The sequence below is a fragment of the Stenotrophomonas sp. ZAC14D2_NAIMI4_7 genome, assembly GCF_003086675.1.
GTDB lineage: Bacteria > Pseudomonadota > Gammaproteobacteria > Xanthomonadales > Xanthomonadaceae > Stenotrophomonas.
Genome location: NZ_CP025995.1, coordinates 378815 through 401284 on the forward strand (window position 1 = coordinate 378815; position 22470 = coordinate 401284).

23 protein-coding genes are annotated in these 22470 nt (G+C 68.8%); 12 read left to right on the top strand and 11 right to left on the bottom strand.

Going from position 1 to position 22470, the window contains the following annotated elements; all coding sequences use genetic code 11:
• The first annotated feature begins 121 nt into the window (after window positions 1-121).
• From C1922_RS01685 to C1922_RS01700, 4 genes are read left to right on the top strand one after another with little or no spacing between them, the layout of a single operon-like run.
• Window positions 122-625, top strand: coding sequence for a DNA starvation/stationary phase protection protein (locus C1922_RS01685; protein WP_108748197.1), 504 nt, complete (start codon window positions 122-124; stop codon window positions 623-625).
• 35 nt (window positions 626-660) lie between these two features.
• A complete protein-coding gene (locus C1922_RS01690; RefSeq protein WP_108748198.1) occupies window positions 661-1377 on the top strand; it encodes an ATP-binding protein in 717 nt (238 codons plus the stop codon).
• Between the two features lie 32 nt (window positions 1378-1409).
• A complete protein-coding gene (locus C1922_RS01695; RefSeq protein ID WP_199912214.1) occupies window positions 1410-2444 on the top strand; it encodes a cupin domain-containing protein in 1035 nt (344 codons plus the stop codon).
• Window positions 2445-2483: 39 nt separating this feature from the next.
• Window positions 2484-3179, top strand: a complete 696-nt coding sequence (locus C1922_RS01700) for a hypothetical protein (RefSeq protein ID WP_108748200.1) — start codon at window positions 2484-2486, stop codon at window positions 3177-3179.
• A gap of 20 nt (window positions 3180-3199) precedes the next feature.
• On the opposite strand, the gene C1922_RS01705 is transcribed toward C1922_RS01700, so the two are convergent.
• The gene (locus tag C1922_RS01705) at window positions 3200-3559 is read right to left on the bottom strand and encodes a DUF1428 domain-containing protein (RefSeq protein ID WP_108748201.1); all 360 of its coding nucleotides are present in this window, start codon (window positions 3557-3559) and stop codon (window positions 3200-3202) included.
• 276 nt (window positions 3560-3835) lie between these two features.
• Here C1922_RS01705 and C1922_RS01710 point away from each other — a divergent pair, with 276 nt between their 5' ends.
• Window positions 3836-4408 carry an Ax21 family protein gene (locus tag C1922_RS01710; RefSeq protein WP_108748202.1) on the top strand — a complete coding sequence of 191 codons (573 nt, stop codon included), beginning with the start codon at window positions 3836-3838 and terminating at the stop codon, window positions 4406-4408.
• A 188-nt stretch (window positions 4409-4596) separates the two neighbouring features.
• A complete protein-coding gene (locus C1922_RS01715) occupies window positions 4597-5271 on the top strand; it encodes a response regulator transcription factor (protein ID WP_108748203.1) in 675 nt (224 codons plus the stop codon).
• Window positions 5272-5278: 7 nt separating this feature from the next.
• Here the strand turns inward: C1922_RS01715 and C1922_RS01720 are convergent, their stop codons facing one another.
• Both C1922_RS01720 and C1922_RS01725 read right to left on the bottom strand, forming a co-directional pair.
• On the bottom strand, window positions 5279-5668 hold the full coding sequence (locus C1922_RS01720; protein WP_108748204.1) for a DUF6165 family protein: 390 nt from the start codon (window positions 5666-5668) through the stop codon (window positions 5279-5281).
• Between the two features lie 69 nt (window positions 5669-5737).
• Complete coding sequence (locus C1922_RS01725; RefSeq protein ID WP_343125599.1) at window positions 5738-6874, bottom strand: MFS transporter; 1137 nt, start codon at window positions 6872-6874, stop codon at window positions 5738-5740.
• A 143-nt stretch (window positions 6875-7017) separates the two neighbouring features.
• On the opposite strand from C1922_RS01725, the gene C1922_RS01730 reads away from it, so the two are divergent.
• Complete coding sequence (locus C1922_RS01730; protein ID WP_108748206.1) at window positions 7018-7905, top strand: LysR family transcriptional regulator; 888 nt, start codon at window positions 7018-7020, stop codon at window positions 7903-7905.
• Here C1922_RS01730 and C1922_RS01735 read toward each other — a convergent pair.
• Window positions 7874-8341 (bottom strand): DUF1456 family protein, encoded by a 468-nt coding sequence (locus tag C1922_RS01735; protein WP_108748207.1) that lies wholly within the window; start codon window positions 8339-8341, stop codon window positions 7874-7876. The genes C1922_RS01730 and C1922_RS01735 overlap by 32 nt on opposite strands.
• Window positions 8342-8425: 84 nt before the next feature.
• On the opposite strand from C1922_RS01735, the gene C1922_RS01740 reads away from it, so the two are divergent.
• Together C1922_RS01740 and C1922_RS01745 are read left to right on the top strand one after the other, a co-directional pair.
• Window positions 8426-8902: a hypothetical protein gene (locus tag C1922_RS01740; RefSeq protein WP_108748208.1), complete on the top strand. Its 477-nt coding sequence runs from the start codon at window positions 8426-8428 to the stop codon at window positions 8900-8902.
• A gap of 148 nt (window positions 8903-9050) precedes the next feature.
• Window positions 9051-9803 (top strand): SDR family NAD(P)-dependent oxidoreductase, encoded by a 753-nt coding sequence (locus C1922_RS01745; protein WP_108748209.1) that lies wholly within the window; start codon window positions 9051-9053, stop codon window positions 9801-9803.
• Window positions 9804-9926: 123 nt separating this feature from the next.
• On the opposite strand, the gene C1922_RS01750 is transcribed toward C1922_RS01745, so the two are convergent.
• From C1922_RS01750 to C1922_RS01765, 4 genes are all read right to left on the bottom strand, one after another.
• Window positions 9927-10811, bottom strand: coding sequence for an SPOR domain-containing protein (locus C1922_RS01750; RefSeq protein WP_108748210.1), 885 nt, complete (start codon window positions 10809-10811; stop codon window positions 9927-9929).
• A gap of 21 nt (window positions 10812-10832) precedes the next feature.
• Window positions 10833-12521, bottom strand: coding sequence for an arginine--tRNA ligase (gene argS / locus C1922_RS01755; protein WP_108748211.1), 1689 nt, complete (start codon window positions 12519-12521; stop codon window positions 10833-10835).
• A 103-nt stretch (window positions 12522-12624) separates the two neighbouring features.
• A complete protein-coding gene (gene radC, locus C1922_RS01760) occupies window positions 12625-13329 on the bottom strand; it encodes a DNA repair protein RadC (protein ID WP_108748212.1) in 705 nt (234 codons plus the stop codon).
• A 69-nt stretch (window positions 13330-13398) separates the two neighbouring features.
• A complete protein-coding gene (locus C1922_RS01765; protein ID WP_108748213.1) occupies window positions 13399-14025 on the bottom strand; it encodes a response regulator transcription factor in 627 nt (208 codons plus the stop codon).
• 227 nt (window positions 14026-14252) lie between these two features.
• Here C1922_RS01765 and coaBC point away from each other — a divergent pair, with 227 nt between their 5' ends.
• From coaBC to C1922_RS01780, 3 genes are read left to right on the top strand one after another with little or no spacing between them, the layout of a single operon-like run.
• Window positions 14253-15515 (top strand): bifunctional phosphopantothenoylcysteine decarboxylase/phosphopantothenate--cysteine ligase CoaBC, encoded by a 1263-nt coding sequence (gene coaBC, locus C1922_RS01770; protein ID WP_108748214.1) that lies wholly within the window; start codon window positions 14253-14255, stop codon window positions 15513-15515.
• Entirely contained in the window at window positions 15512-15985 is a 474-nt protein-coding gene (gene dut, locus C1922_RS01775) for a dUTP diphosphatase (protein ID WP_108748215.1), read from the top strand. Before coaBC ends, dut begins: the two co-directional genes overlap by 4 nt.
• Before the next feature lie 12 nt (window positions 15986-15997).
• Window positions 15998-18340 (top strand): phosphomannomutase/phosphoglucomutase, encoded by a 2343-nt coding sequence (locus tag C1922_RS01780; protein WP_108748216.1) that lies wholly within the window; start codon window positions 15998-16000, stop codon window positions 18338-18340.
• A gap of 73 nt (window positions 18341-18413) precedes the next feature.
• On the opposite strand, the gene C1922_RS01785 is transcribed toward C1922_RS01780, so the two are convergent.
• The 3 genes from C1922_RS01785 to C1922_RS01795 are packed head-to-tail and all read right to left on the bottom strand — an operon-like array spanning window position 18414 to window position 22466.
• On the bottom strand, window positions 18414-19118 hold the full coding sequence (locus C1922_RS01785; RefSeq protein ID WP_199912249.1) for a response regulator transcription factor: 705 nt from the start codon (window positions 19116-19118) through the stop codon (window positions 18414-18416).
• Window positions 19108-21777, bottom strand: a complete 2670-nt coding sequence (locus C1922_RS01790; RefSeq protein WP_108751449.1) for a sensor histidine kinase KdpD — start codon at window positions 21775-21777, stop codon at window positions 19108-19110. Before C1922_RS01790 ends, C1922_RS01785 begins: the two co-directional genes overlap by 11 nt.
• 41 nt (window positions 21778-21818) lie before the next feature.
• A complete protein-coding gene (locus C1922_RS01795; protein ID WP_108748218.1) occupies window positions 21819-22466 on the bottom strand; it encodes a hypothetical protein in 648 nt (215 codons plus the stop codon).
• Between the last annotated feature and the right edge of the window lie 4 nt (window positions 22467-22470).

The window sequence follows — 22470 nt, forward strand, 5'->3', positions numbered from 1 at the left end:
TTGCACGGATGTGCGCAGCCGGCCGGGCAAACCAAGGTATGCCCCGGACGATACCCAGGTGCAATGGGCGCCGGCCCGCGCGCTGCCTACGCTGGATCCGTCCCCCACTGGAACCGCCGCCATGACCGCTCCCACCTTTTCCAGCGCCCTGCGCGTACGCAACGACCTGGGCGCGCAGGCCGCCGCCGATCTGGCCCCGGCGCTGACCGCGCTGCTGGCCGACATGTTCGCGCTGTACCTGAAGACGAAGAACTTCCATTGGCACATGAGCGGTCCGCACTTCCGCGATTACCACCTGATGCTGGACGAGCAGTCCGCGCAGGTGCTGGCCACCACCGATGCCATTGCCGAGCGCGCGCGCAAGGTCGGCGGCACCACCCTGCGTTCAATCGGCCACATCCAGCGCATCCAGCGCCTGCTGGACAACGATGCCGACTATGTCACCGCGCAGGACATGCTGGCCGAACTGGCCGACGATAACCGCCGCCTGGCCGGCTTCCTGCGTGCCACCCATGGCGTGTGCAGCGCGTACGGCGACGTGGCCAGCACCAGCCTGATCGAAACCTGGATCGACGAGGCCGAACGCCGCAGCTGGTTCCTGGGCGCCTGCCGCGAAACCCGCTGATCACCCGACCCGTCCGCATTGCAAGGAGAGCGGTAATGCACACCCCATTGGCCGTGGCCCCCGCCGAACCGTCCCCCGCCAGCCGCCTGGCCATGCTGGGCCATGATCTGAACAACGTGCTGCAGGCGGCCGCCGCCGCGATCGGGCTGGCGCTGCAGGGCGGCCGTCTGGGCCCGGCCGACAGCGCGCTGCTGGACGTGGCCGGGCAGGCCCTGCAGCAGGGTGCCGGCATGGCCCGGCTGTTCCTGGGCCAGGACATTCCGCGCCCGTGCAGCAGTGATGGCGTGGATCTGGCCGAGCTGGTGCAGGAAATGGCGCCGCTGCTCCAGCACGCCATCGCCCCGGCCCTGCAGCTGGAACTGGATGCGTGCGCGCTGTCCGGACGCGTGCAGGTGGACCGCAGTGCCCTGCAGCGTGCGCTGGTGAACCTGGCCCTGAACGCGCGCGAGGCCTGCGCGCCAGGCGCGCGCCTGCGCATCAGCACCGACACCTGCACCCTGGTGGTCGCCGGCCCCGGGCGGACACCGGGCCGCTACGGCATCGTGCGCGTGGCCGACAACGGCCCGGGCATCGATCCGGCGGTGGCCGCACGTGTGTTCGAGCCCGGCGCCAGCAGCCGTGGCCCGGGGCGCGGCCTCGGCCTGGCCCAGGTGCGCGCCGCGGTGGAAGCCAGCGGTGGCTTCGTGGATGTGCAGTCCTCGCCACGCCGCGGTACCTGCTTCCTGCTGGCCCTTCCCAGCACGATCGCCTGATCCCTACGGAGAACATCATGTCTGGTTCTGCCATGCCCCTGTCCCGTCACGTCCGTTCGCTGGCCCACGCAGAACTGGCCCATGCCAGTGCGCTGGGCGAAGTCCGCCGCCTGGACGGCACCGCGTTCCCGCTGCTGCAGGGGCTGTCGATCAAGCGCCTGCGGCTGGAAGCCGACGCCATGCGCGAAGCGCACTGGCATGCCAATGCCGATGAACTGGCCTACGTCTGCCAGGGCCAGGTGCGCGTGCAGGTGATCGACAACGGTGACCAGGTCACTGCGTTTGTCGTGTCAGAAGGGCAGATGTTCCATGTTCCCAGCGGTGCACTGCATTTGATTGAAAACCTGGGCCCCGGCCGCGCCGAACTGATCATCGCCTTCAGCCATGCGCACCCGCAGGATTTCTCGCTGCAGGCGGCCTTCGGCGCGATGAGCGACGCGGTGCTGGGCAATACCTTCGATCTGCCCGCCAGCGCCTTCGCGGCGCTGCCACGTGATACCGACACCCGCTACCTGGTACCGCGCCCACTGGGTCTGCCGCCTGCGTCGCCCGATCACGCGCAGCCGCTGCGCTTCGACGTGGAAGCGCAGTCGGCACCGGTGACCTTCCCGTATGGCCACGCACGGGTCGCCCGCAGCCAGTTCTGGCCCGCCCTGCGCCATCTGGCCATGTACTCGTTGCAGATCGGCGAAGACGGCATGCGCGAACCGCACTGGCACCCCGATACCGCCGAAATGGGCTACGTGCACCGCGGCCATGCGCGCATGACCGTGCTAGACCCCGACGGCAGCACCGACACCTACCTGTTGTCACCGGGCGATGTGTACTTCATTCCCCCGGCCTACCCACACCAGATCGAAGCACTGGGGCAGGACATCCATTTCCTGGTCTTCTTCGACCGGCCGATGCCCGCCGATATCGGCTACCGCCTGTGTGGCGCGGCGCTGCCACCGGCCACCCTGGCCGCAACCTTCGGCGTACCGGTGGAGCGCATGCCGGTGCTGCCGGCCACCGCCCGCGACCCGCTGATCGTGGCCTGCGGCAATCCTCTCGATCCCTGCACCTGAAGTAGGCCACCATGCAGGTCTTCCCGGGGAGGCCTGCGCATGCGCGGTATCGACTTCAGTTCCTGGCAGGGAGTGCTGTCCACGCTGGCCGGGCTGGTATTGATCACCTTGCTGGGCGTGGGCATCCGCCTGTTGGTCATGCAGACCCTGCAGCAGCGCCGCGAGCGTGAAAACCGGCAGATCAACGAGCGCCTGCGCACGCTGATGGCTGCCTACAAGACGCTGGGCGGCTCGTTCACCGGCGATCTGGGCGTGGACCCCACCCATCTTCGCGAACTGCGCCAGCGCGCCCATGAAAGCGGCAGCGCCGAGCCCGGCTCGGAGCGTGCGCGGCGCATCCGCGATGCGGTGGAGGCGGCGTTGTCGGACATCCTGCTGCTGGGCACCGACGAACAGGTGCGGCTGGCCGCGCGTGCCGCCACCGAACTGGCGCAGGGCCGGCCAGTGCATACCCATGAACTGGTGGTGTCGCTGCGTGACTTCGTGCGCCAGGCACTGGACCTGGCACCGGTGCCGGCCGACCTGCAGATTCCACCGCAGGGCCCAACCCGTCCGGCCAGTGGCGGCGCCGGCGGCAACAAGGCGCGGGGCGGCGAGGGCGAGGCCAAGGGCGGCCGCGGCGGTGGTGGCGGCGGTGGCGGTGGAGCGGGCGCCGGCATGGGCGGCCTGGGCCTTGGGGCCGGCGCCGCGCTGGGCGCCGGCCATGCCAGCGAAGACGACCCCAGCGCGCGCTGAGGCGCTTCGCGTCGGGTCAGTCAGGGCAACAGATCCAGGATCGGCACGAAGCCGCCATAGATCATCCGTGCGCCATCGAAGGGCATCGGGTTCTTCGACGGATCCATCCGCGGGTCTTCCATCATCTTCTGCATGCCCGTATCGCGGGTGGCCTTGTCGGGCCATTCAATCCAGGAAAACACCACCGTCTCATCCGGCGTGGCCTTCACTGCGCCGAAGAAGTCAGTGGTCTTGCCTGGCGGCACATCGTCGCCCCAGCACTCGACCACGCGCAGCGCGCCGTATTCGATGAACACGACGTCGCCCATGCGGGCGTGGGCCAGGAATTTTTCCTTGTTGGCGGTGGGCACCGCCAGGACGAAACCATCGATGTAGCTCATCACTTGCCTCCGTGGTGGACCGTGGCGGATGCACGGTCTTGCTGGTTCGACGAATCAGTGCGCGTGCAATCGACACGCAGGCGCCCATTGGAATGCAGTGCATGTGCACGCAGCGCGCGCGTATGCCAGAAACTGCCTGAATCAAGCCCGAAAATTCAGCAATGCGAAGACCGCGGTTTTCAGGGAGCGTTGTGTCGAATAACGGAGAATTTACATTCCCGATGCGATGGCGCCTTGGCGCTGCTGCACACCATAAGAAAGTAAAGGTGTACCCCCATGAAGAATTCGCTGATTGCCCTGGCTCTGGCCGCTGCCCTGCCGTTCACCGCTTCGGCCGCTGAAAACCTGTCCTACAACTACGCCGAGGCCGACTACGCCAAGACCGACGTTGATGGCGTGAAGGCCGACGGCTACGGCGTCAAGGGTTCCTACGGCTTCCTGCCGAACTTCCATGCCTTCGGTGAATACAGCCGCCAGGAAGTGGACCACACCAACATCAAGGTCGACCAGTGGAAGGTCGGCGCCGGTTACAACGTTGAAATCGCACCGTCCAGCGATTTCGTCGCCCGCGTGGCCTACCAGAAGTTCGACCAGAAGCACGGCCTGGACTTCAACGGCTACAGCGCTGAAGCCGGTATCCGCACCGCCTTCGGCGCCCACGCCGAAGTCTATGGCCTGGTCGGCTACGAAGACTATTCGAAGAAGCACGGCGTGGACATCGACGGCCAGTGGTACGGCCGCCTGGGTGGCCAGGTGAAGCTGAACCAGAACTGGGGCGTGAACGGCGAACTGAAGATGAACCGCCACGGCGACAAGGAATACACCGTCGGCCCGCGCTTCAGCTGGTAATCGCCGCGCCGCGCGCATCGCGCCGGCAACGCATCAACAGGCCCGGTCTTGACCGGGCCTGTTCTGTTTCAGCTATCGAAACCGCGCATGACCACGGCGCGGTGCGCGTGCTGCATTGCAACGAATTGGATTCCGCAGCGGGCGGTGGCGGCCTACGGTGGCATTCCCGAAATGCCGGATATGCAGCGATGCCCGTCCTTCCGCCCCTGCTACCCGACCGGCCGCGCCGGCTGGCACTGTTGGATCCGCACCCGGTGCTGCGGCTGGGCGTGGAAGTGCTGTTGCGGCAGCACAGCGGCGTGGAGGTGTGCGGCAGCTACGCCGATGAGCGCGAACTGCTGCAGCGCTTGAACCGCGAGCCCGGCGGCATAGATCTGCTGTTGATCGATGCACTGCCGCTGGGCGATCTGGGCGATGGCATGGCACTGCTGCGCCGGTTGTCGCGCCAGTGGCCGCAGCTGCCGGTGCTGGTGCTGTCGGCGCATTGCAACGCCAGCACGGTCACCACGGCCATGCAGGCTGGTGCGCGCGGTTTCCTGTCCAAGGCCACTGCGCCCGACATGCTGCTGCGCGCGGTGGATGTGGTGTCTCGCGGCGGACGATTCGTGCCGCCCGACCTGCGCGTCCAGCTCAGCCGGTCGCGCACCCTGCTTGCGGTCGCGCCCAGCCTGGCGCCGCTCAGCCGCCGCGAACGCGAAGTGCTGCGGCTGGTGCTGCAGGGCTGCAGCACCGGCGAAATGGCCCAGCGCTTCCAGCGTGCGGCCAGCACCATCAGTACCCAGAAGAAAACCGCCTACCAGAAGCTGGGCATCCGCAGCGATGGCGAACTGTTCCGCATCCGCCACCTGCTGGAATGCAGCTGAGGCCGGCTTACTGCCCCTGGTACTGCTTCTCTTCCACCAGCGCCGAACCGGCCACGCGGTTGATCTCGTTCTTCACCACGATGCGTTCGCCGTTGGTGCCGTACACGCCGCGTGCCAACTGCACGAAGGCATCGTCGAACACCTGCGCCGCTTCCTTGTCGCGCAGCTGGTCCTGGATGTCCCACATGCGCTCGTTGATCTCCTTCAGCTGCACCTTCAGCGCCTGCAGCGCGGGCTGTGCCTGCAGCTGCTGCTGCAGCAGCGGCAGCAGACCGTCCAGTTCGGTGCGCACGTTGGCGACCTTGGCCGCATCGGTGATGCGTTCGGCCTTGATCTCGAGAATGGTGATCTTGTCGATCAGCTCGCCGATCGATACCGGGGTGAGAATGGCGTCCACGCGACTACTTCCTGGAAACAGGCGGCCATGATAGCGCGCCTGTTCCCTGTCATCGCCCACGCACCGCCGCTAGGCCGGGCGTGCGCGCAGGGCGCCCGGCAGCCACAGCAGCAGGGCCAGCACTGCCACGCTGGCACCGGCCACGCACACGCCGGTCCAGCCAAAGTGCTGGTACACCTGCGCCGACAGCAGCGAGCCCAGCGAGCCGCCGATGAAGTAGCCGGTCATGTAACCGGCGTTGAGGCGGTTGCGCGCTTCTGGCTGCAGGGCGTAGATCAGGTTCTGGTTGCTGACATGCAGCAGCTGTGCGGCCAGGTCCAGCACCACCACGCCCACCAGCAGCGCCAGCAAAGAATGCGCCGACAACCCCAGCGGCAGCCAAGACAGCAGCAGCATCAGCAGTGCGATGGCGGTTGCGCGGCCGGCCTGGCCGCGGTCAGCCATGCGCCCGGCCAGACCCGCCGCCAGCGTACCGGCGGCGCCGACCAGGCCGAACAGGCCGATGGTGGCGTCGCTGTAGGCGTACGGCGGCTGCGCCAGCAGGAACGCCAGCGGTGTCCAGAAGATGGCGAACATGGCAAAGCTGCAGGCCCCCAGCAGGGTGCGCTGGCGCAGCACCGGCTCCTGCACGAACAGCGTGCCGATCGAACGCAGCAGGGCGAAATAGCCCAGCCCGGCCGAGTGATGGAAGCGTGGCAGGCCGCGCTGCAGCGCGGCGGCGGTCAGCACCAGCACGCCGGCGGCGATGGCATAGACCAGGCGCCAGTCGCCCAGGCTGGACAGCAGCCCGGCCACCGTGCGCGCCAGCAGGATGCCCAGCAGCAGGCCGCTCATCAGCGTGCCCACCACGCGACCGCGGTGTTCCGGCGCGGCCAGGGTGGCGGCGAAGGGCACCAGCACCTGCGCCACCACCGAGAACAGACCGGTGATGGTCGTGCCCACCAGCAGCCAGGTCAGGCTGGGCGCGCAGGCGCTGATCACCAGGCCGCCGGCCGACAGCAGGCTCATCACCACGATCAGGCGCCGCCGCTCGAACAGATCGCCCAGCGGCACCAGCAGGATCAGGCCGGCGGCATAGCTCAGCTGCGCGGCGGTCACCACCATGCCCACCTGCCCGAACGGCACGCCGAAGGCATCGGCGATGGTATGCAGCAGCGGCTGGGCGTAATAGTTGCTGGCCACCACTACGCCGGTTGCCACCGACATCAGCAGCACCTGCCAGCGGTGCAGGGGGGGAAGGGCAGGGCTCACGCGTTGATCCAAGTGCAGGGGCGCACAGTGTCCGCCTGCTGCGCCCATGATGGAAATGAATCATCATCATCCCTGTCATCTGAAATCGAGATACATGGGTGAACCTGAAGCAGCTTGAGTTTGCCGTGGCCCTGGCCGAAGAAGGCAACTTCACCCGTGCCGCCGCGCGCTGCCACGTGGTGCAGTCGGCGCTGAGCCACCAGATCGCGCATCTGGAACAGGAACTGGGCACGCCGCTGTTCGAGCGCCTGCCGCGCCAGGTGCGCACCACCGCGGCCGGTGAAGCGCTGCTGGTGCATGCGCGGCAGGTGTTGGCCAGCCTGCGCCACCTGCGCGCCGACGTGGCAGCGGTCAGCGGCGAAGTGCGCGGCATGCTGGCCATCGGCCAGATCTCGTCACTCACCGATATCGACGTGGTGGCCTTGCTCGCCGCCTTCCAGCACGCGCACCCGCAGGTGGAATTCCAGTTGCGGGTGGACAAGAGCGAGACCTTGATCGAGCAGGTGCAGGCGCGCGTGCTGGACGTGGCCCTGGTGGGGCTGGCGCCGTCGGCGCAGCTGGATGGGGTGTGCCAGCAGGTGCTGCTGGAAGAGGATCTGGTGGCGGTGCTGGCGCCGGCCCATCGGCTGGCAGGCCGGCGGCGGCTGGCCCTGGCCGATCTGCAGGACGAAGCGCTGGTGGATTTCCCGCGCGGCACCGGTGCGCGGCGCCAGACCGACGATGCCTTCGCCGCGGCCGGGCTGCCGCATGCGGTGCGCTTCGAGGTCAACCTGATGGAACTGGTGGAACGCTTCGTGCGGCAGGGCCTGGCGATCGGCATCGTGCCGGTGTCGATCGCCGCCGGCTTCCAGCATGTGCTGCAGGTGCCGCTGCAGCCCACGCCCACGCGCCGCGTGCATCTGGTCTGGCAGCGCCTGCCGACCCCGGCCGCGCGTGCCTTCGTGCAGGCCGTGCTCAGCCGCGCAGGCGCAGGCTCAGCCCCTTGAGGAAGTTGCGCAGCATCTGGTCCAGGCAGCGCCGGTAGTTGGTGTGGCCGGGCTGGCGGAACAGCGCACCCACTTCCGATTTGGATACACGGAAGCCGGCACTGGCGAAGATCTCCATCAGGTCCACATCGCGCAGCTGGAAAGCCACGCGCAGCTTCTTCAACACCAGGTTGTTGTCGATGCGGGTTTCCACCGGGCGCAGCGGCTGGCTTTCGTCGCGGCCGCGCAGGTGCACGATCAGGCCATCCAGGAAATGCGCCAGGGCACTGTCGCTCATCGCCTGGAAGCCGGGCTCATCCTCACGCAGCAGCCAGGCTTTCACCTGCTCGTTATCCACGGCGAATGCCGGGTCGGCCATCTGGCACAGGGTCACCACGTGGTGGTCACCCAGATCCAGGGAATAGCGCACGCTGCGCAGGACATCGTTGTTGATCATGGCCCATTGTACCGGCCCGGCCGCTGTCACCGGACTGTCACCGGATTGCAGCATCGTGGGCGCTCTCCCGCTCAGGTCCTTGCGATGCGCCGGTTCGTCTTCTCCGCCCTGCTGCTGGCCAGCAGCTTCAGCGCCAGCGCGCAGGCCTCGTACGTACCGCTGGAACAGCGGCTGAGCGCGGCGCAGCTGGCCGAGATCGGGCTCAGCCCGGCACAGCTGCAGGCGCTGAACCGCGCGCTGCGCCAGGTCGAGACCCAGGCCGCGGAGACCCACACCGCCGCCGCGCCCGTGCCAGCGGGCGTTCCCGCGCCGGCCGCCATGCACCTGGGGCTGGAAGAGGGCCCGGTAAGTGCGCGGCTGGTGGGCGAGGTGGCCGGCTGGGCGCCGGGTACCGTGTTCACCCTGGACAACGGCCAGCAGTGGCAGGTCATGAAGGGCCAGATGACGTTGCGCGCACCGCTGCAGGCGCCGCAGATCGAAGTGATACCGGGCATTGCCGGGCGCTGGTTCCTGCAGGTCGATGAAGACCTGCCCAAGGCGCGGGTATTCCGCCTGCGCTGAACGACCCCGGGGTCGGATCCCAGTGCCACGGGCACCGGGCTCTGCCCCAACCCGGGCAACCCGGCGGGCACCCCGGCCCGATATGGCAAACGCAGCCGGCGGCCGACGGTGCCAGAATGGGGGTCTGGTTCCCCACGGAGTTGTCTGCATGACCCGCACCGTCCTGATTACCGGCGCCACATCCGGCTTCGGCGCCGCCGCCGTCCATCGCTTCGCCCAGGCCGGGTGGAAGGTGATCGCTACCGGCCGGCGTGGTGAGCGCCTGCAGCCGCTGGTCGACCGTTACGGCAAGGACGTGGTGCACGCGGCGGTGTTCGATGTGCGCGATCCGGTGGCGATGGAGGCCGCGCTGCTGGCCCTGCCGCCGGCCTTTGGTGATATCGATCTGCTGGTGAACAACGCCGGCCTGGCGCAGGGCACCGCGCCGGCGCAGAGCGCCAGCCTGCAGGACTGGACCACCATGATCGACACCAACATCACCGCGCTGGTCACGCTGACCCACCGCCTGCTGCCGCTGCTGGTGGAGCGCAAGGGCGCGATCATCAACATTTCTTCGGTGGCCGGCGTCTACCCGTACCCTGGCGGCAACGCCTACGGCGGCACCAAGGCCTTCGTCAGCCAGTTCTCGCTGGGCCTGCGTTCGGACCTGCACGGCACCGGCGTGCGCGTGACCACCATCGAGCCGGGCATGGCCGAAACCGAGTTCACCGTGGTGCGCACCCATGGCGACCAGGCAGCCTCGGACAAGCTGTACACCGGCGCCAACCCGATGACCGCCGAAGACATCGCCGAACAGATCTTCTGGGTGGCCACGCTGCCGCCGCACCTGAACATCAATCGCCTGGAGCTGATGCCGGTCAGCCAATCGTTCGCCGGCTTCCAGGTCGCCCGCGAAGGCTGACCCGGGGCGCAGCTTTTTGTAGAGTCGAGCCATGCTCGACTGCTCTCGCTGCATTCAACGCCAGTCGAGCATGGCTCGACTCTACAAAAGCAGAAAAGCCGGGCAATGCCCGGCTTTTTTCATTTACTGCGCCTTGATCGCCATCGCCTGCAGGCCGGTGCCATCCAGCTTCTGCTTGGCTTCGGCCAGCTCACCGGCACTGCCATAGGGCCCCATGCGCACGCGGTAGACGGTCTTGCCATTGATCTGCGCCGATTCCACGCGTGCGGCCAGCCCCATCATGGCCAGCTTGGCCTTGGTCGCTTCGGCATCGCCAGACGCACCGAAGGCGCCGGCCTGCAGGATGTAGCGCGTGTTGTCAGCGGCGGCTGCCGGTGCCGTCGCCGCAGCCGCAGCCGACGTCGCCGCCGCGGTTTCGCTGCGTACCGGTGCGGTGGCCGGCGGGGTCGCCGCTGCCGCCGCGGGGCGTTCACTCAACGGCGCCGGCAACGGGCGTTCGCTGGCGGTGACCGCAGCGGTGCTGGCCACGCTGGCCGTTGCTGCCGGGGCGGCAGCCGGCGTTGCAGCCGGCGCAGCCGGAACCGGCTTGCCTTCCAGTGCCGCCTGCGCGCGCTGCGCCTCGGCCTTGGCCCGGCGCAGTTCCTCGGCGCGCGCGCTGGCGGCCAGTTCGGCGTCGGACATCTCCACTTCCTTGCCCGGCAGCAGGGTGTAGAAGTCGTACTGGGTGGCGGCCGGCTTTTCCGGTTCAGCCGGCTTGGCGGCAGCGGCCGGCGTGGCCGGCTGGCTGCCGACATCGGCATCGGCGTCGGCCACCGGGGCCGGCTGCGCGTTCGGGTTCGGCTGCGGCCCGGCACGCAGGAAACCATCGCCTTCGCCCTTGAACAGATTGGGCGCCGCCAGAAACACCACGGCGGCAATGGCCACACCGGCCACCAGCCACACCCATCCGGGCGTGCCCTGGCTGCTGCTGTTGCGCCTGGCCTGTGTCTTGCCGCGTCGTGCTGCCATGTCTACTGCTTCTCCGGGGAATTACATTTTTTCCGGGGCGCTGACGCCCAGGAGGTCGAGGCCGTTGGCCAGCACCTGCCGTGCCGCGTTGGCCAGGGCCAGGCGTGCATCCAGCTCGGACTGATCCAGTTCGAGGATCTTCTTGCTCTGATACCACGTGTGGAAGGCGTGTGCCAGTTCGCGCAGGTACTGCGCCACCAGGTGCGGTTCCATCAGCGTGCCGGCCGATTCCACCACTTCCGGGTAGCGCGACATTTCCACCATCAGCCACAGCGAGGCTTCGTCGTCCAGCGTGGTCAGTCCGGCCAGGCCGGCGCTGGGCGAATGGGTGATGCCCTTTTCCTGGGCCTGGCGCAGCAGGCTGCACACGCGTGCATGCGCGTACTGCACGTAGAACACCGGGTTGTCGTTGCTCTGCTGGCGGGCCAGGTCGATGTCGAAGGTCAGCTGCGAATCGGGCTTGCGCGCGATCAGGAACCAACGGGTGGCATCACGGCCGGCTTCGTCGATCAGGTCGCGCAGGGTGAAGTAGCTGCCGGCTCGCTTGGACAGCTTCACTTCTTCGCCGCCACGCATCACCGTCACCATCTGGTGCAGCACGTATTCGGGCCAGCCCTGCGGAATACCCACTTCCATGGCCTGCAGGCCGGCGCGCACGCGTGCCAGCGAACCGTGGTGGTCGGCACCCAGTTCGGTGATCGCGCGCTCGTAGCCACGCTGCCACTTGGACAGGTGGTAGGCCACGTCCGGCACGAAGTAAGTGAAGGTGCCGTCGGACTTGCGCATCACGCGGTCCTTGTCGTCACCGAAGTCGGTGCTGCGCAGCCACAGTGCGCCGCCTTCCTCATAGGTGTGGCCCGAGGCCTGCAGCTTGGCCACCGCTTCGGCTACCTTGCCGTCGGCGTACAGCGAGCTTTCCAGGAAGTAGATGTCGAAATCCACGCCGAACGCGGCCAGGTCCAGGTTCTGCTCGTTGCGCAGGTAGGCCACGGCAAAGCGACGGATGGCCTGCAGGTCGTCCGGGTCCTTGGCGCCGACCACGGTGGTGCCTTCCAGGTCCACGCTGGCGCCGGCCATGTAGGCACGGCCTACATCGGCAATATATTCACCGCGGTAGCCACCTTCGGGCCAACCGTCCTGGTCGGGGGCGATGCCCTTCACGCGGGCCTGGGTGGACAGCGCCAGGTTTTCGATCTGCACGCCGGCGTCGTTGTAGTAGAACTCGCGCTTGGCATTCCAGCCGTTGGCATCCAGCACGCGGGCAATGCAGTCGCCGATGGCCGCCGCGCGGCCGTGGCCGACATGCAGCGGGCCGGTCGGGTTGGCCGACACATACTCCACGCCCACCGTGCGGCCATTGCCGGACAGGTTGCGGCCGTAGTCGTGGGCTTCCTTCAGCACCAGCGCGGCTTCGCGCTGGTAGGCGGCCGGGGCAAGGTGGAAATTGATGAAGCCCGGGCCAGCGATCTCGACCTTGCTGACGTCCTCGCTGCGCGGCAGTGCGTCCACCAGCGCCTGCGCCACGGCGCGCGGGTTGCTGCGCGCGGCCTTGGCCAGCAGCATGGCGGCGTTGGTGGCGAAGTCGCCATGCTCGCGGGTCTTCGGGCGTTCGACCACGAAGTCCGGCGTCAGGGTGTCGGCGGGCAGGGTGCCATTGGCGCGCAAGGCTTCGATGCCTTGGTTGATCAGGGCGCGGAGGAGATTTTTCACGAGGCCTGCTGTGAGAATGAGCGGCGGAATCGCCCATTTTAGCGCAGATACCGGTCAACCCGCTGACCGGGCCCCTGCGGCCGGGGCTGCCACCGTGGCCGGTTCAGCCGGGCAGGCGGGCGTTCACCTTTGGCAGCAGACCCCGTTCAGCAAACGACACCGGGCGCCCTTCGCCCACCACGAAGTGGTCCAGCAGGCGCACGTCCACCATGGCCAGGGCCTGCTGCAGTTCGCGGGTGATGCGGGTATCGGCGGCCGACGGTTCAGGATCGCCCGAAGGGTGGTTGTGGCTGAGAATGACCGCTGCGGCGTTGTGCAGCAGGGCCCGGCGCACCACTTCGCGCGGGTAGACCGGGGCGGCATTGATCGTGCCGTGGAACAGCTCCTCGCAGGCCAGCAGGCGGTGGCGGTTGTCCAGGAACAGGGCCATGAAGATTTCCCGGGGCTGGCCGCGCAGCCGGTGCTGCAGGTAGCGGCCCACGGCGCTGGGGTTTTCGCCCACGCAGTCGCCCTGCTGCAGCTCGGCGGCCAGGTAGCGCTGGGCCAGCTCCAGACCGGCGGCCAACGTACAACTGCGCGCAGGGCCCAGCCCGGGCAGGCGGGTCAGTTCGGCGGGCGGGCGGTCCAGCAGCACCCGTAACGGACCGTGGGCCTGCAGCAGGTCGCGCGCGGTCTGCACGGCGTCGCGTCCGCCGAAGCCCGAGCCCAGGAACAGGGCGAGCAGTTCGGCATCGGACAGTGCGGCCGGGCCGCGGGCCAGCAGCTTTTCGCGGGGGCGTTCGTTCTCGGGCCAGTCGAGGATGGTCATGGCCCATCGTGGCCGCCCGCGATCGTCGCGGGCATCGGCGCTTGCCGCGCCCTGCGGTGGGGCAAGCCCTCAATCGCGCTGGCGCTTCAGGTACTCGTACAGTTCCTGGTTGCTGTGCAGGCCCAGCTTGCGCTTGGCTTCGGCCTTCTGCCGGCTGATGGTCTTGGCGCTGCGGCCGCTGTGGTCGGCAATGGCGTTCACGCTCAGACCCTCGGCCAGCAGCTGTATCACTTCCTGCTCGCGCGCCGACAACGGCGAGGGCTCGCGCTGGAACATCAGGTCACGTGACTGCAGGTGCCGGCGCAGCTGCTGGGAAACGAACACCTGCCCGCCCATGGCCGCATGCAGCGCCTGCGGCAGCTCGGCGAAATCGGCGGCCTTGTCGACCAGGCCATGCACGCCATCACGCAGCAGCCCATCCAGCAGGCCGGGATGTCGCGCGCCGGTCAGCACCACCACGGGCAGCTGTGGGTGCCGTTCGCGTAGTGTCGCCACCAGTTCCGGACCATCCGGGCCGGGGCCGGGCATGGCCAGGTCGGTCAGCACGGCATGGCAGCAGCGCTCGCCCACCAGGCGCAGCAGGCCGGCGCCATCGCAGGCGGCGCCGGCTACATCCAGACGGTGGCGTTCGAGCACGATGCGTATGCCGTGCAGGACCACCGGGTGGTCGTCGGCAATGATGATGCGCGGGTGCACGGCATGCTCCTGGGAAAACAGACGGCACACGCGGCGTGGCCGCCCATGATTCTGCAAAACAGCGCGGTCGCACAGGTATAGGAAAGTTCCGAATCGAACAACGGTCGAAGCGGAACTTCATGTGGTCATAACCCTATGTGCTGATAGCGGCCCGCTATGTGCGCCATGCACCGGGACGCCACCGCCCTTCGGGTAAGCTAGCGCCCTCGTTTGCACAGGAATTCCAGGTGGCTGATTCTCCCAACGCCTCCCCCGCGCCGGCCCGCGCGCTGGCGGGCCAGAAACTGCTGTTGTGCGTAGGCGGTGGCATCGCCGCGTACAAGGCCCTGGAACTGGTGCGGCGCCTGCGTGATGCCGGCGCCCTGGTGCAGGTGGCGATGACCGCCGGCGCCCAGCAGTTCGTCACCCCGCTCAGCTTCCAGGCACTGTCCGGCCAGCCGACCCGCACCACGCTGTGGGACAGCGCGGCCGAGCAGGCCATGGGCCATATCGAACTGGCGCGCTGGGCCGACCGTATCGTGGTCGCCCCCGGCACCGCCGATCTGCTGGCCCGCCTGGCCCACGGCCACGCCGACGATCTGGTCAGCACGCTGTGCCTGGCCAGCACTGCGCCGCTCACCGTGTGCCCGGCCATGAACCACCGCATGTGGCTGCACCCGGCCACCCAGGCCAACATCGCCCTGCTGCGCCAGCGCGGCGCGCAGGTGATCGGCCCGGTGGATGGCCCGCTGGCCGAAGGCGAATCGGGCCCCGGCAGGCTGGCCGAACCGGGCGACATCGTGGCCGCGCTGGCCGCCGTGGGGGCACCGCCGGTGGTCGAGGCCGCGCCGGAAACCCGCGCGCTGCAGGGCCTGCGCCTGCTCATCAGTGCTGGCCCGACCTATGAAGACATCGACCCGGTGCGCTACGTCGGCAACCGCAGCAGCGGCAAGATGGGCTTCGCCCTGGCCGCAGCGGCCGCCACGTTGGGCGCGCAGGTGGTGCTGGTCAGCGGCCCGGTGCAGCTGCCCACGCCGCCCGGCGTGCAGCGCGTGGATGTGCGCTCGGCCGCGCAGATGCGCCAGGCCGTGCTGGACGCGTTGCCGGCGGACATCTACATCGGTGCCGCCGCCGTGTCCGACTACACCCCGCGCCAGGTGGCCGCGCAGAAGCTGAAGAAGACCGCCGACAGCCAGTCGCTGGTGATCGAGCTGGTGCGCACCCCGGACATCCTGGCCGAGGTGGCTGCGCAGACCCAGGCCCTGAAGCTGGTGGTCGGCTTCGCCGCCGAAACGCACGATGTGGAGAAGTACGCGCGCGGCAAGCTGGTCGACAAGCGTCTGGATCTGGTGATCGCCAACCAGGTGGGCATCAGCGGCGGCGGCTTCGAAAGTGACAACAATGCGGCCACTGCCTTCTGGCAGGACGGCGAACAGGTATTCCCGGCCACCAGCAAGCGCGAACTGGCCGAACAACTGCTGGCGCTGATCGCGCGGAGGCTTACGGCATGACCCAGACGTTTTCCCCGCAGCCGCTGCAGGTGAAGCTGCTCGACCCGCGTTTTGGTGACAGCTGGCCGCTGCCGGCCTACGCCACCGAAGCCAGCGCGGGCATGGACCTGCGCGCGGCGCTGGAAACCGCATTGACCCTGCAGCCCGGTGATACCGCGCTGGTGCCCAGCGGCCTGGCCATCCATATTGCCGATCCCGGCCTGTGCGCGGTCATCCTGCCGCGTTCGGGCCTGGGCCACCGCCACGGCATCGTGCTGGGCAACGGCACCGGCCTGATCGATGCCGATTACCAGGGCCCACTGCTGATCAGCGTCTGGAACCGCGGCCGCGAAGCCTTCACTATCGAACCGGGCGATCGCATCGCCCAGCTGGTCGTCGTTCCGATTGCCCGCGTCAGCCTGCAGGTGGTGGATACTTTCACCGACAGCGTGCGGGGAACGGGTGGATTCGGCCATACCGGGGTGCGTTGACGGGGGAGATCAATGAGCGGCAACGGGGAAGCGAAGCAGGCAAAGTCGTTGGGTCGGGGGGCACCGCTGCTGGGTGTGCTGCTGGTACTGCTGGCCGGGTGGTTCGGCTGGAGCGCGGTGCAGCAGTGGCGTCAGGCGGCCAACGGCGAGGCACTGGAAACGGCCCGCGACCAGGCCGTGCAGGGGCTTCAGCAGGCCGCTGCCGGCCAGTTGCAGCAGTTGCAGAAGCACCTGCAGAGCGATCGCGTGCAGCAGGCGCTGCGCGCTGGCGATGCCGCCGCCGCGGCCCTGGCCCTGCGTGAAAGCTGGACCGGCGTGGAGCAGGTGGACGTGCTCGGCGCCGACCTTGCCGCCGCCTATGCCGACATGCCGGCGTTCGGTTACTCGCGGCTGGCCCTGCTGGAATCGGCGCTGGCCGACGGCAAGCCGGCCCTGCGCGTGGTGCGCGATGCGGGCGGCAACCGCCTGGGTCTGGCCGCCGCCGTCGAGCTGGGCAGCGCCGGCCCGGCCGTGGCCTATGTGCGCCAGCCGCTGCTGCGCCTGACCGCGCCGCTGGACCAGGTGCGTACCCCCGCCGACGGCTTCCTGGCCCTGCGCCAGGGCGGCCATGACATCGTGGCACAGGGCGATGCCGGCCTGCGCGAGAGCGCCGAGGCGCTGGCGCGCCCGGTGGCCGGTACCCCCCTGCGGTTGGCCGCGGCGGTACCCAACATCGAGGCCGGCCCACTGGGCCTGGGCGCGTTGGGCAGCGCCATCGTCGCGCTGCTGCTGCTGTTCATCGCCGTATTGCTGGTGGTCGGTCGCAACCGCCTGCCGAAATCGCTGCCGCTGCGCCGCACCGCCGCCAGCGAGGGCGACCAGGGTCCGACCCTGCGCGAGAGCCTGCAGATGTCCGCCCCGCCGCCGTTGCTGGCCAGCGGCGATGAAGGTGATGCCGTGGCGCCGCCGCCGGTCCCGCCGGTGGCGCTGGCCCCAGGCATCTTCCGCGCCTACGACATCCGTGGCGTGGTCGGCAGCGAACTGAACCCGAAGACCGCGGCCCTGATCGGCCAGGCCATCGGTACCGTGGCGCTGGAACAGGGCCTGCGCGAGGTGGTGATCGGCCGGGATGGGCGCCTGTCCGGCCCGGAACTGGCCGCCGCCCTGGCCGAGGGCCTGCGCCGCGCCGGCTGCTCGGTCATCGATATCGGCCTGGCCGCCACGCCGGTGGTCTATTTCGCCGCCTTCCACCTGCGCACCGGTACCTGCGTGGCCGTGACCGGCAGCCACAACCCGCCCGAGTACAACGGCTTCAAGATCGTCATCGGCGGTGAAACCCTGTCCGGCGATGCGATCACTGATCTCTACCAGCGCATCAGCGAAGGCCGCCTGCAGCAGGCCGCCACCCCGGGCGACTACCAGCAGCGCGACGTCGCAGCCGACTACATCCAGCGCATCGCCGACGACGTCCAGCTGGACCGTCCGCTGAAGGTCGTCGCCGACGCCGGCAACGGCGTGGCCGGTGCGTTCGCCCCGCAGTTGCTGGAAGCCATCGGCGCCGAGGTCATTCCGCTTTACTGCGATGTCGATGGCAGTTTCCCCAACCATCACCCCGATCCGAGCGAGCCGGCCAACCTGGAAGACCTGGTGCAGACGGTCAAGCGCTTCGGTGCCGACCTGGGCGTGGCCTTCGATGGCGATGGCGACCGCCTGGGCGTGGTCACCGGCGAAGGCCGTATCATCTACGCCGACCGCCTGTTGATGCTGTTTGCCGCCGATGTGCTGATGCGCAACCCCGGCGCGATGGTCATCTACGACGTGAAATGCACCGGCAAGCTGTCCGATCACGTGCTGCGCAATGGCGGCAGCCCGTTGATGTGGAAGACCGGGCATTCGCTGATGAAGGCCAAGATGCGCGAGACCGACGCCGAACTGGCCGGCGAGATGAGCGGTCACTTCTTCTTCAAGGAACGCTGGTTCGGTTTCGACGATGGCCTGTACGCTGCCGCGCGCCTGCTGGAAATCCTGGCCCAGCGCGAGGAAACCCCGGACGAGGTGCTGGCCGAGCTGCCCGAAACCGTAGCCACGCCGGAACTGAAGGTGCCGGTGGCCGATGGCACGCCGCACGCGCTGGTGGCGATGCTGGTCGATGCGGCGCAGTCGGCGGAGTCGCCCTACACGGGCGGGCGCCTGTCCACCATCGATGGCCTGCGCGTGGACTTCCCCGACGGCTGGGGTCTGGTACGTGCATCCAACACCACCCCGGTGCTGGTGCTGCGCTTTGAAGGCAACGACGAAGCCGCGCTGGAACGCATCCAGGCGTTGTTCCGCAGCCAGCTGCAGACGGTACTGGGCGACACCCCGCTGGGGTTCTGATCGAACCTGGGGGCCGGCCCATCCACGCATGGCGTGTATCTACCTGGTAGGTGCCGACCTTGGTCGGCACGCCTCACCCCTTGAACCTCAGCCCCACGCCTGGTTCGGTGAACAGGTAACGCGAATCCAGCGCCGAATCGCCCAGCTTGTGCCGCAGCTTGCCCACCAGGATCCGCAGGTAGTGGGTGTCGTGCTGGTGCGTGGGGCCCCAGATCTCCTGCAGGATCTGCGGCTGGGTCACCACCCGCCCGGCATTGCGCAGCAGCAGCGACAGCAGCGCGTACTCCTTGCGGGTCAAGGCCACCGGCTCGCCGTCCAGCGCCACTTCGCGGCGCACCAGGTCCACATGCAGGTGGCCATCATCGAACACCGGCGGCGCGCCATCGCTGGGCACGCTGCGCGTGCGCAGCACTGCGCGGACCCGCGCCATCAGTTCCTGGGTGCCGAACGGCTTGGTCACGTAGTCGTTGGCGCCGTTGTCCAGCGCCCGCACCTTCTCGGCCTCGCCGGCGCGCACGGTCAGCATGATCACCGGCACCTGGCTCCACTGCCGCAGCTGCTGCAGCACCTCGTGCCCTTCCATGTCCGGCAGGCCGATATCCAGGATCACCAGATCCATGTCCTCGCTGGCCGCCAGTTGCAGGCCCTCCTCGCCGCTGGCGGCCTGCCGCACCTGGTAACCCTGCGCACGCAGGCTGATGTCCAGGAAACGGCGGATCTGGGTTTCATCGTCGATCACCAGCACGCGTGCGGCCGGCACGCTGGCGTCAGTCGGCATCGGGCTCATGGTGGTCAGCAGGTTTCAGCAAGGGCAGGGTGATGCGGATCAGGGTACCGCGGCCGTCGCGCCCGGGCAGCGCCTGCACGCTGCCGCCGTGGGCGCCGATCATGCCCTGGCAGATGGTCAGGCCCAGGCCGGTGCCATGGCGGCCGCGGTCGCCGCGTTCCACGCTGTAGAACATGTCGAAGATGCGCGCGCGTTCGTCATCGGGAATACCCGGGCCGGCATCGATCACGTCGATCTGCAGCTGGCCGTCGGCCAACCGTGCCTGCACCTGCACGGCGGCGCCGGGGGGCGAGAACTTCGCCGCGTTCTCCATCACGTTGAACACGGCCTGTTCCACCAGCGCCGGGTGTACCCAGATCGGCGCCAGCGCGGCCGGAATGTCCAGCTGCAGGCGCACCTGCGGCTGGTAGCGCTGCAGGCGCCGCGCCGCCGAACCGATCAGCTCGTCCACGCCGATCCAGTCGCGGTTGATCTGCAGCCCGTCATGGCCCAGGCGGGTCATGTCCAGCAGGTTCTGGATGTAGCGGTCCAGCCGTTCGCCCTCCACCTGGATGGTGTCCAGCAGGGCCCTCCGGTCGGCGCCGTCCATCGCATCGCCATAGCTGGCCAGGCTGTCGGCCGAGCCGATCATCGCCGCCAGCGGCGAGCGCAGGTCGTGCGATACCGAAGACAGCAGGGCAGAGCGCAGCCGCTCGGTCTCGTTGCTTACGTGGGCCTGTTCCAGCTCGGCCACCAGGCGCGTGCGCAGCACGGCCTGGGCGATGTCATCCACCATGGCTTCGGCCAGTTGCCGCTGCTCGGGCAACAGACGGGTGTCGGGCAGGTACAGGCCGGCCACGCCAAGGGCGCGGGCATCGCCATCCAGCAGCGGCAGGAACCACCATTGGGCACCGGCCAGCGTATCGGTGAAGCGGCCACCGGGCTGGCCGTGGCGCTGCGCCCAGTCGGCCGCCGCCAGGTCGGTGTCGCCAGGCAGCACGCGGCCGCCGGTGGCAGTGTCGGTGCCAATGCGCAGCCATGCCGGCACATCCAGCGCCTGCTGCAGGGCCTGGCGCCCGGCCTGCGCCACCTCGCCCGGCCCGGCCGCGCTGGCAAGCTGCCGGCCCAGCTGCTGGCGTGCCCGTGCGTGGCGGTTGGCCGCGCGCAGGGCAATCACCTGCATGCGCAGCCGCGATGCCAGGCGCCCGGCCACCAGCGCTGCGGCCAGGAACAGGAAGACGGTGATCACCCCTTGCCGCGCGCTGATGGCGAAGGTGAAGCGCGGCGCGATGAACAGGAAGTTGTAGGCCAGGAAGCACAGGATCGCGGCCATCGCGGCCACGCTGGCGCGGGTACGCGCGGCCACCAGCACCACCGCCACGATGAACACCATCGACAGGTCGGCCATGCCCACCCAGCGTTCGCCCAGCCACGCCACCGCGCAGGCCAGCGCGGTGGCAACCAGCGCCTGCACCGGCTCGTAGCTGATGCCGCGCATCGGCGGCAGCAGGCCTTCGCGGCGCGAACGGGCGCGGGCCTGCGGCGTGCTGATGATGGTGATCTCGTAATGTGCCCCGCGCTGGATCAGCTGCTGGGTCAGGGTGCGGTTGAACATGCGGGCCAACGGACGTTCGCGGGTACGGCCCAGCACCAGCGTCGAAATGCCATTGTGCGCGGCATGGTCCAGCAGGGCATCGGCAATGCTGGAACCGTGCAGCAGCTCGGCCTCGCCACCCAGGCGCCGTGCCAGCGCGAATGCCGCATCGATCTCGCGGCGGGTGGCATCGTCCTGGCGCCGGCCCTGCACGGTCACCACCGTCCACGGTGCGTCGCGGCGTTCGGCAATGCGCCGCGCCACCCGCACCAGGTATTCGCTCTGGCCACCGCCATCAATGGCCACCAGCACGCCGCGGCGCAACGGCAGGTTCACCTCGCCACGCGCGGCCCGGGTCTCGCGCAGGCTGCTGTCCACGCGGTCGGCGGCTTCCTGCATGGCCAGTTCGCGCAGCGCGGTCAGGTTGGCCGGTGAAAAGAACGCCTGCAGTGCCTGCGCGGCCTGCTCGGGTACGTACACCTTGCCCTGCTGCAGGCGCGCGATCAGTTCGCGCGGCGGCAGGTCCACCAGCACGATGTCGTGCAGGCGGTCCAGCACCACGTCGGGCACGGTCTCGCTCACCCGCACACCGGTGATCCGCATCACCACATCGTTCAGGCTTTCCAGGTGTTGGATGTTCACCGTGGTCCAGACGTCGATGCCGGCATCCAGCAGCTCCATCACATCCTGCCAGCGCCGTTCGTGGCGGCTGCCGGGCACGTTGCGATGGGCCAGTTCATCCACCAGCGCCAGCGCCGGCCGGCGTGCCAGCAGCGCATCCAGGTCCATCTCGTGCAAGGCGTGGCCGCGGTAGTCCACGTCCTTCAGTGGCAGCTGCGGCAGGCCGTCCAGCAGGGCCTGGGTTTCGGCGCGGCCGTGGGTTTCCACCAGCCCCACCACCAGGTCCACGCCGCGGCGGCGCTGTTCCTGTGCACGGGCCAGCATGGCGTAGGTCTTGCCCACGCCCGGCGCTGCGCCGAGGAAAACGGTCAGCTTTCCGCCGGCTTCGCGCTGCAGGCCGTGCACCAGCGCATCGGCCTGGCGGGTACGCGCATCAGGGGTTCGAGCCGCTGTCATGATCACCGGTGGGCGCGCGGCCGTCGGGGCCGCACCGCGCTTCAGCCTGCGGGCGCCAGCCCTTTCAGTTCACGGTAGCGCTGCAGGGTGGTTTCGATCTCGGCCTTCAGCGCCACCTGTTGCTGCTCGAAACTGGCCTGCAGGCGCTGCTGCGAGCGCAGCTGCGCATGCCGCTGGCGGATCAGGTCGGCCTGCTTGTCGGCCACCGCGGCGCCGGCCAGTTCGCGATCACCGGCCGCGCCCAGCAGCGCCACCAGCGAATCACGCAGGCTGGCCACGTTGTAGCGGGCGGTCTTCAGGTTGTTGTCCAGCACTTCCTGGCGTTCGCTGAACACGCGCCGCAGCGCGTCTTCGTCGGAATAGGTCACCAGCATGGCCTGCTCGGTGCGCTGGCGGGTCAGCTCGGCCATCTTGTCCAGCTGGGTCTGCGCCGCCGCCGTGGACGCGGCGGCACGTTCCTCATCGTTCAACGCGCGCTCGACCTGGGCATTGCGCAGGCCGCTGTTCACGTTGAATTCCTCACGCGCGTTGTTCACCGCGTCGGCCGGCAGCGCATCGCTGCAGATCCGTTCCTTGCCCTGGTTCCAGCAGTACAGCTTCTTTTCCGCCTTGCCGCTGGACTGCGCCAGGGCGGTAGCCGGAACCGCCAGCAGCAGGCTGGCGGCAACAATGGCAGGAACTCGGAACATGCGA